Here is a 7,289-nt window from a genome sequence, read left to right as displayed (position 1 = left end):
GCGCCCGCGGCCCCGCCCGGCAGGGCGGGACCGCGGGCGGGTGGGACGCGCGGTCTCGGGCTCGACCCGAGGGTCAGGCGGCCGCGGCCGCGGCGGGGGCGGTGGCCGGGGCCGCGCCGTCGAGCGCCGGGGCCTGCGTCACGGTGGCCGGGTCCGGAGCGGCCACGTCGACGTCGGAGCCCCAGTCGTAGTAGTCCATCGTGACGTCCATCGTCGTGCCCTCGACGGTGACCTGCTCGGTCATGCGCACCGGCCGGTTCTGCTCGTCGACGTACAGGGTGAACGGGATGTCGCCGATCTGCTCGGCGGCGGCCGCCGCGTCGGCGGTGCGCTGCTCCGGCGGCAGCAGCTCCATCGCCTTCGCCACGTCGATGGTGCCGGCGTAGCCCTTGGCCTGGACGCCGCGGACGGTCTCCGCCGGGACCTCCCGCACGTCGTCGGCGACGGCCTGCAGCTGCTCCAGCGTCTTGGTCGGGTCCATCGAGGAGGTGTCCAGACCGCCCGCCGCCACCGCGTCCAGCGGCATCTGCAGCCACTGGCCCTCGGCGGTCAGCGGTGCGCCGGACACGTACGCCGTGCCGTCGACCAGCCGCATCGTCAGCGCCGTGCCGCCCATCTCGGCGGGCAGCGCCATCTTCATCTCGAAGGCGCCGGTGGCCGCGTCGAAGGCGCCGTCACCGGTGAGGTTCACGGCCTGGCCCTCGGCGGTGCCGGACACGGCCAGGGAGAACTTGGCGCTGCCGGCCTCCTTGGACTGCTGCGCCGATGCCTGCACGGCCTCGAAGGCGGTCAGCTGGGTCGCCGGCGAGGCCGTCGCCGCGGACGGTGCCGGAGCGGCGGCGTCGTCACCGCCGCTGCAGGCGCCGAGGCCGAGGGCGAGGACGGCGGCGCCACCCGCGGCCAGTGCGCCGAGGCGACGACGCCGCGGGCGCGAGCTGATGGCGGTGTGGCTGGTGGTCATGGTCGGTTCCCCCCTGACGAGCTGAGCGTTCGGTGTGGACCGCGTCCACCCTCACAGGATGCCTCCGCCGCGACGCGCCGGAGTCACCCGTTGGGAGGAGGTTCGGGGTCCGTCCGGTGGAGCCGCCGGGTGCGAGGATCCTCCGCATGCCACCTGCCACCGGTCGGCCCGACGGGCGCACGATGCTCCTCGACTCCGCCTCCCTCTACTTCCGCGCCTTCCACGGCGTGCCGGAGTCGGTGACCGCCCCGGACGGCACCCCCGTCAACGCCGTCCGCGGCTTCCTGGACGCGATCGCCCTCCTCGTGGCCACCCACCGCCCCGCCCGGCTGGTGGCCTGCTGGGACGAGGACTGGCGGCCCGCCTTCCGGGTGCGGGCGCTGCCCTCCTACAAGGCGCACCGGGTCGCCGCCGACGGCGGGGAGGAGGCCCCCGCCGCCCTGCTGCCGCAGGTGGACGTCATCGTCGACGTCCTCGCCGCGCTCGGCCTCGCGCGCGCGGGCTGCCCCGGCCACGAGGCCGACGACGTGCTGGCCGCGCTCACCGACCGCGCCGACGGACCGGTCGACGTCGTCACCGGCGACCGCGACATGTTCCAGCTCGTCGACGACGCCGCGCAGGTGCGGGTCCTGTACTGCGGGAAGGGCGTGCGCAGGGCGGAGGCGGTCGACCAGGCGTGGCTGGCGGCCCGGTACGGGGTGGCGACGGGGCAGGCGTACGCCGACCTGGCGGTCCTGCGCGGGGACCCCTCGGACGGGCTGCCCGGGGTAGCGGGCATCGGGGAGAAGACGGCCGCCGCGCTGCTGGCGCGCTTCGGCGACCTCGACGCCCTGCTGGCGGCCGCCGACGACCCGGCCTCGGGGCTGTCGCCGGGGCAGCGCGGCAAGCTGCTGGCCGCCCGCGACTACCTGGCCGCGGCCCCGGTGGTGGTGCGCACGGCCCGCGAGGCGCCGGTGCCGCACGTCGAGGACGCGCTGCCGCGCGAGCCGGCCGACCCGGTGGCGCTCGCCGCGCTGGTGCGGCGCTGGGGCCTGGGCTCCAGCGTGGAGCGGGTCCTCGCGGCGTGCGCGCAGGCCCTCTCCTGAGCCCGCCCCTCCCCCGTCGGCGGCGCCGGCTCAGGTGAGGGAGGTGTGCGCCACGACCCCGCGGCGCACCACGTCGACGGCGTCGCGCGCCGCCGAGCGCACGCCGGGGTCCAGCGAGGCGACGGCCACCTGGTCCAGCAGGTCCACCAGCTGCTTGCAGCGGCGCACGAAGTCGCCGGCGGCGAGGTCGGCGTCGCGCAGGACGGCGTCCAGGCGGTGGCCCGAGGCCCACCGGTGCACCGCCCAGGCCAGCCCGGGATCGGGTTCGCGCGTGGTGGGCACGCGGTGCTCGTCCTCGCGGTCGGTCAGCTCGCTCCACAGCCGGTGCATGGCGCCGATGGCCGCCTCCGCCTTGCGCGGGGTGCGCTCGGGCCGCCCGCCCTCGTCGCGGCGCGACTCGTGCACGAGCGCGGACACCGCGGCGGCCAGGTCGGCCGGCGACAGCCCCGCCCACACGCCCTGGCGCAGGCACTGGGCGACGAGCAGGTCCGTCTCGGCGTTGATGCGCCGCAGCGTGCGCCCGGCGTCGGTGACGGCCTGCCCGTCGGGGGTGAGGTAGCCCAGCTCGGCGAGCAGGTCGCACACCCGGTCGAAGGTGCGGGCGATGGTGCCGGTGCGCCCCTCGATCTTGCGCTGCAGGCCCTGGGTGTCGCGACGCAGCTTCTCCTCGCGCACGGCCCAGCGGGCGTGCTCCTCGCGGTCGGCGCAGCCGTGGCAGGGGTGGGCGCGCAGCCGCTGGCGCAGCTCGGCCAGCACCGGGTCCTCCGCGGCCGCGGCCGGGCCCCCGCGCCGGCGCGGCACGTCGCCGCCGCCGATCTCGGCCAGCGCGTTGCGCAGCGAGGAGGCCAGGTCGCGCCGCTCCTGGGGGCTGCGCCAGTTGAACTGCTTGGGCACCCGCACCCGGGCGATCGCCTCCACGGCCGCGGTGAAGTCCTCCGCGGCGATGGTGCGCACCTGGCGGTCCTGGCTGAGCACCCGGGGGCTGGGCCCGTCGAAGCCGCGGCCGGGCACGAGGTCGAGCACGACGCCGAAGGTGGCGCGCCGTCCTCCGGGCAGGGCGATGACGTCACCGGGCGAGAGCGTCTCGACGGAGGCCTGCGCCTGGGCCCGCCGCTGGGCGGCGCCGGCGCGCGAGAGCTCCTTCTCGCGCTCGCCGACGGCCTGGCGCAGCGCGAAGTACTCGCGGAAGTCGCCCAGGTGGCAGGTCATGGCCTCGGTGTAGCCGCGCAGCGCCTCCTGCTGGTTCTTGATCTGCTGCGCCTGCCCGACGACGGCGCGGTCGGCCTGGAACTGCGCGAAGGAGGTCTCCAGGATGTCGCGGGCGCGTTCGCGGCCCACCTGCTCGACGAGGTTGACAGCCATGTTGTAGGTGGGGCGGAAGCTGGAGCGCAGCGGGAAGGTGCGCCGCGAGGCCAGGCCGGCGACGGCCTCGGGGTCGGTGCCCGGCGCCCACAGCACGACGGCGTGGCCCTCGACGTCGATGCCGCGGCGCCCGGCGCGCCCGGTCAGCTGGGTGTACTCCCCCGGCGTGATGTCGACGTGGGTCTGCCCGTTCCACTTCACCAGCCGTTCCAGGACCACCGAGCGGGCGGGCATGTTCACCCCCAGCGCGAGGGTCTCGGTGGCGAAGACGGCCTTGACGAGCCCGGCGGCGAACAGGTGCTCCACGGTCTCCTTGAAGACCGGCAGCAGCCCCGCGTGGTGGGCGGCCAGACCGCGCTCCAGCCCGTCCAGCCACTCCCAGTAGCCCAGCACGGCCAGGTCGGAGGAGGGGATCTCCGCGCAGCGCTCCTCGGCGATCGCGCGGATCGCCTTGCCCTCCTCGGGCGTGGTCAGCCGCAGCCCCCACGCCGCGCACTGCTGCACGGCCGCGTCGCAGCCGGCGCGGCTGAAGATGAACGTGATGGCCGGCAGCAGGCCGGCGGCGTCGAGGGTGTCGAGGACCTGCGCCCGGCTGGCCGGGCGCCCCGGCGACAGGCCCGAGCCGCCGCCCGCACCCCCACCACCGGCGCCGCGCTGCTGCCCGCGCCGGCGCCCGCGGCCGCCGACGGCGCTCAGCCGGTCGGTGCGCAGCTGCTGGCGCGACATGGCCACCAGCTCGGGGTTGACGATGGCCCCGGGCACCAGCGAGCCCTCGTCACCGCCCAGCGGGTCGCCGTCGGGGTCGGTGAACAGGTCGTACAGGCGGGTGCCGACGGCCAGGTGCTGCCACAGCGGCACCGGGCGGTGCTCGGAGACGACGACCTCGGTGTCGCCGCGCACGGTGCCCAGCCAGGCGCCGAACTCCTCGGCGTTGCTGACGGTGGCCGACAGCGAGACCACGAGGACGTCGCGGGGCAGGTGGATGATCACCTCTTCCCAGACGGCGCCGCGGGAGCGGTCGGCGAGGTAGTGCACCTCGTCCATGACCACGTAGCCGAGGCCGTCCAGCAGCGAGCTGCCCGCGTAGAGCATGTTGCGCAGGACCTCGGTCGTCATGACGACGACGGGCGCCTCGCCGTTGACGGAGTTGTCGCCGGTGAGCAGGCCGACGGCGCCGGGGCCGTGGCGCTCGACGAGCTCGGCGTACTTCTGGTTCGACAGCGCCTTGATGGGCGTGGTGTAGAACGCCTTGCGGCCGGTGCGCAGCGCCAGGTGGGCGGCGAACTCGCCGACCACCGTCTTGCCGGCGCCCGTCGGCGCGGCGACGAGGACGCCCCGTCCGGCCTCCAGGGCCTGACACGCCTGCAGCTGGAAGCCGTCGAGGTCGAAGCCCAGCGTGCCCGCGAACTGCGCGAGCTCCGTGCGGGACTCCTCGGTGCGACGGCGCGCTGCCGCGTAGCGTTCCGCGGGGCTTGCCATGCGGTGACAGTACGTCAGGGCAGCCACCTGCGCCGCTCCGGCCCGCCGGGGCGCTCAGCCGGCCGCCGGCGGCGCCAGCACCCGCAGCGCTCCCGGCACCGCCTCGCAGGTGATCGGCAGCTCGCCCAGCGGCTCGCCGTCGGCGTGCGGGCGCGGCACGGCACCACCGGGCAGCGCCTCCAGCCGCACGGTGCGGGCGCGGTGCACCGAGACCACGGGCAGCTGCAGGTGCCTGCCGCGGCGCACCGTCGGGAAGACCCGCAGCGCGGCCAGCGGGGCGAGCCGGTCGACGACGACGACGTCGAGCAGGCCGTCGGTGGGGTCGGCCTGCGGGGCCATGAGCATCCCGCCGCCGTAGCAGCCGGTGTTGGCCACCGCCACGAGCAGCGCCTCGCGCTCGAGGGTGAGCCCGTCCAGGCCGACCCGCAGCCGCACGCCGCGCACGACGGCCAGCTCGCGCAGCGCGGCCAGGGTGTAGCGGGCCGGGCCCCGCGGCCAGCGCCAGCGGTTGGCGCGCTCGTTGACGAGGGCGTCGACGCCGGAGGCGAGGATGCTGGCGTACCAGCCGCCCCCGGCGGTCCCGGTGCCGCCGGTGGTGACGCGCACCGCGTCGACGGCCCGGGTGCTGCCGGTGAGCACGGCGTCGGCGACGTGCTGGGCGGCGCGCACCGGGTCCCCCAGCGGCAGCCGGAGCCCGCGGGCGATGTCGTTGCCGGTGCCGGCGGCGACGATGCCCAGCGCGGTGGAGGTGCCGGCCACGGCGCCGACACCGGCGTGCACGAGGCCGTCACCGCCGACGACGACGAGGGCGTCGAAGCCGTCCACCTGCTCGCGGGCGGCGCGCTGGGCGCCCTCGAGGTCGCGGGCGGAGACGTCGACGACCTGCAGCCCGGCGCGGCGCAGCACGCTGAGCACCCGCTCGCCCGCGGCGCGGCCGGCTCCGCGACCCGCCGTCGGGTTCACGAGGAGGCCGACCCGCCCCCGGGAGGTCACCCGCGCCTCAGCCGGTGCGCGTCAGAGCGCGCTGGCTTCGTCGTCGCTGAGCTGGCCGTAGTCGGGCTCGTCGGAGTTCTTCGAGCGGCGGCGGTCGTTGAGCAGGCAGACGACCGTGGCCACGGCGAACAGGAAGAGCAGCGGGCAGGCCAGCAGGACCATCGTCGTGATGTCCGAGGTGGGCGTGACGATGGCGGAGAAGAGGAAGCTCAGGAAGACGCTGATGCGCCACTGCTTGAGGATCGCCCTGCCCGACATCAGGTGGGCGAAGTTGAGGCCCACCAGCACCACCGGCATGAGGAAGCCCAGGCCGAAGGCCAGGATGATCCGCATCACGAACGCCAGGTAGACGTCGGCGCCGATGAAGTTGGCCGCGTCCGCGGGCGTGAAGTCGACGAGGAAGCGCACCGCGTTGGGCATGACCAGGTAGGCGATGGCCACCCCGGCCAGGAACAGCGGGACGGCGGCGGCGATGAAGCCGATGGCGTACCGGCGCTCCTTCTTCGTCAGCCCCGGGGTGATGAACGCCCACAGCTGGTAGATCCAGAACGGGCTGGAGGCGATGACGCCGCACCAGATCGCGCCCTTGATCGCCAGGTCGAACGCCTGCCCGACCTGGGTGAAGTTGAGCTTGACGTCACCGATGTTCTTCTCGGCGGCGAAGTCCAGCAGCGGCTTCTGCAGGTACTGGAAGACGCCGTCGAACCCGCTCCAGCCCCGCCACAGGAACCAGCCGGCGATGCTGCCGAGCAGCAGCGCGACCGCGGCCTTGAAGACGCGGTTGCGCAGCTCCCTCAGGTGGTCCATGAGGGGCATGCGCCCCTCGGGGTCCCTGGGCGCACGTCGGCGGACGGTGGGCACGGCCATGGCGGGATGGTGTCAGACGTCGGTGCGGCGGCTCAGGAGGCGCGGGACTGGCGCTCGGCGTCGGTCTGCTCGAGGCGCTCCGCGGCGATCTTGCCCTCGACCTGCGTCGGCTCCGAGGTCTTCGCGGCCGCGGTGGTGTCGGCGTCCTTGCCGTCGTTCTTCATCTCCTTGACCTCGCTCTTGAAGATGCGCATCGAGCGGCCGAGGCCGCGCGCCGCGTCGGGCAGCCGCTTGCTGCCGAACAGCGCGATGAGCAGCACGACGAGGATGACGAGCACCCACGGGTGGTCGACGAGGTTGCGGAACATCAGTCCTCCAGGGTTGGACGAAGCGCGGCCATCGTACGTCGATCGCGACCGCCTGTGGGACAAGCACGCGCGCCGAGTCGCCCCGCGGGGGTCGGATCGGCGCCCTGGCGGCGTCCTCCGGGTGACCCCGCGGCGAACGCTCGGCGCAGCACCCCTCGGGCCGGTGCGCGGGCCGGTGCGCGGGCCGGCACGCGCGAGAGCCGCGGCGCGGACGGGAGCGTCCGGGCCGCGGCT

Annotated in this window: 6 protein-coding genes; 1 reads left to right on the top strand and 5 read right to left on the bottom strand. The window is 75.5% G+C overall.

The features are described 5' to 3' along the window. Window positions 1-73 precede the first annotated feature (73 nt). Window positions 74-961 carry an SCO4651 family lipoprotein gene (locus ACRYM2_RS22420; protein WP_432524868.1) on the bottom strand — a complete coding sequence of 296 codons (888 nt, stop codon included), beginning with the start codon at window positions 959-961 and terminating at the stop codon, window positions 74-76. 146 nt (window positions 962-1,107) lie between these two features. On the opposite strand from ACRYM2_RS22420, the gene ACRYM2_RS22415 reads away from it, so the two are divergent. Next, window positions 1,108-2,046 (top strand): 5'-3' exonuclease, encoded by a 939-nt coding sequence (locus ACRYM2_RS22415; protein WP_432524866.1) that lies wholly within the window; start codon window positions 1,108-1,110, stop codon window positions 2,044-2,046. 30 nt (window positions 2,047-2,076) lie between these two features. On the opposite strand, the gene ACRYM2_RS22410 is transcribed toward ACRYM2_RS22415, so the two are convergent. From ACRYM2_RS22410 to tatA, 4 genes are read right to left on the bottom strand one after another with little or no spacing between them, the layout of a single operon-like run. Then, window positions 2,077-4,887 carry a DEAD/DEAH box helicase gene (locus ACRYM2_RS22410; RefSeq protein WP_432524865.1) on the bottom strand — a complete coding sequence of 937 codons (2,811 nt, stop codon included), beginning with the start codon at window positions 4,885-4,887 and terminating at the stop codon, window positions 2,077-2,079. A gap of 54 nt (window positions 4,888-4,941) precedes the next feature. After that, window positions 4,942-5,850, bottom strand: coding sequence for a diacylglycerol kinase family protein (locus ACRYM2_RS22405; protein WP_432524863.1), 909 nt, complete (start codon window positions 5,848-5,850; stop codon window positions 4,942-4,944). A gap of 51 nt (window positions 5,851-5,901) precedes the next feature. Beyond that, the gene (gene tatC, locus ACRYM2_RS22400) at window positions 5,902-6,747 is read right to left on the bottom strand and encodes a twin-arginine translocase subunit TatC (RefSeq protein ID WP_432524861.1); all 846 of its coding nucleotides are present in this window, start codon (window positions 6,745-6,747) and stop codon (window positions 5,902-5,904) included. 32 nt (window positions 6,748-6,779) lie between these two features. Further along, on the bottom strand, window positions 6,780-7,055 hold the full coding sequence (gene tatA / locus ACRYM2_RS22395; protein WP_432524859.1) for a Sec-independent protein translocase subunit TatA: 276 nt from the start codon (window positions 7,053-7,055) through the stop codon (window positions 6,780-6,782). Window positions 7,056-7,289: the final 234 nt, after the last annotated feature.

Origin of the sequence: Kineococcus aridisoli, assembly GCF_050871885.1 — a bacterium.
Taxonomy (GTDB): Bacteria; Actinomycetota; Actinomycetes; order Actinomycetales; family Kineococcaceae; genus Kineococcus.
Note: the sequence above shows the minus strand (reverse complement) of the source record. Positions and strands in the feature narration are given on the sequence as shown.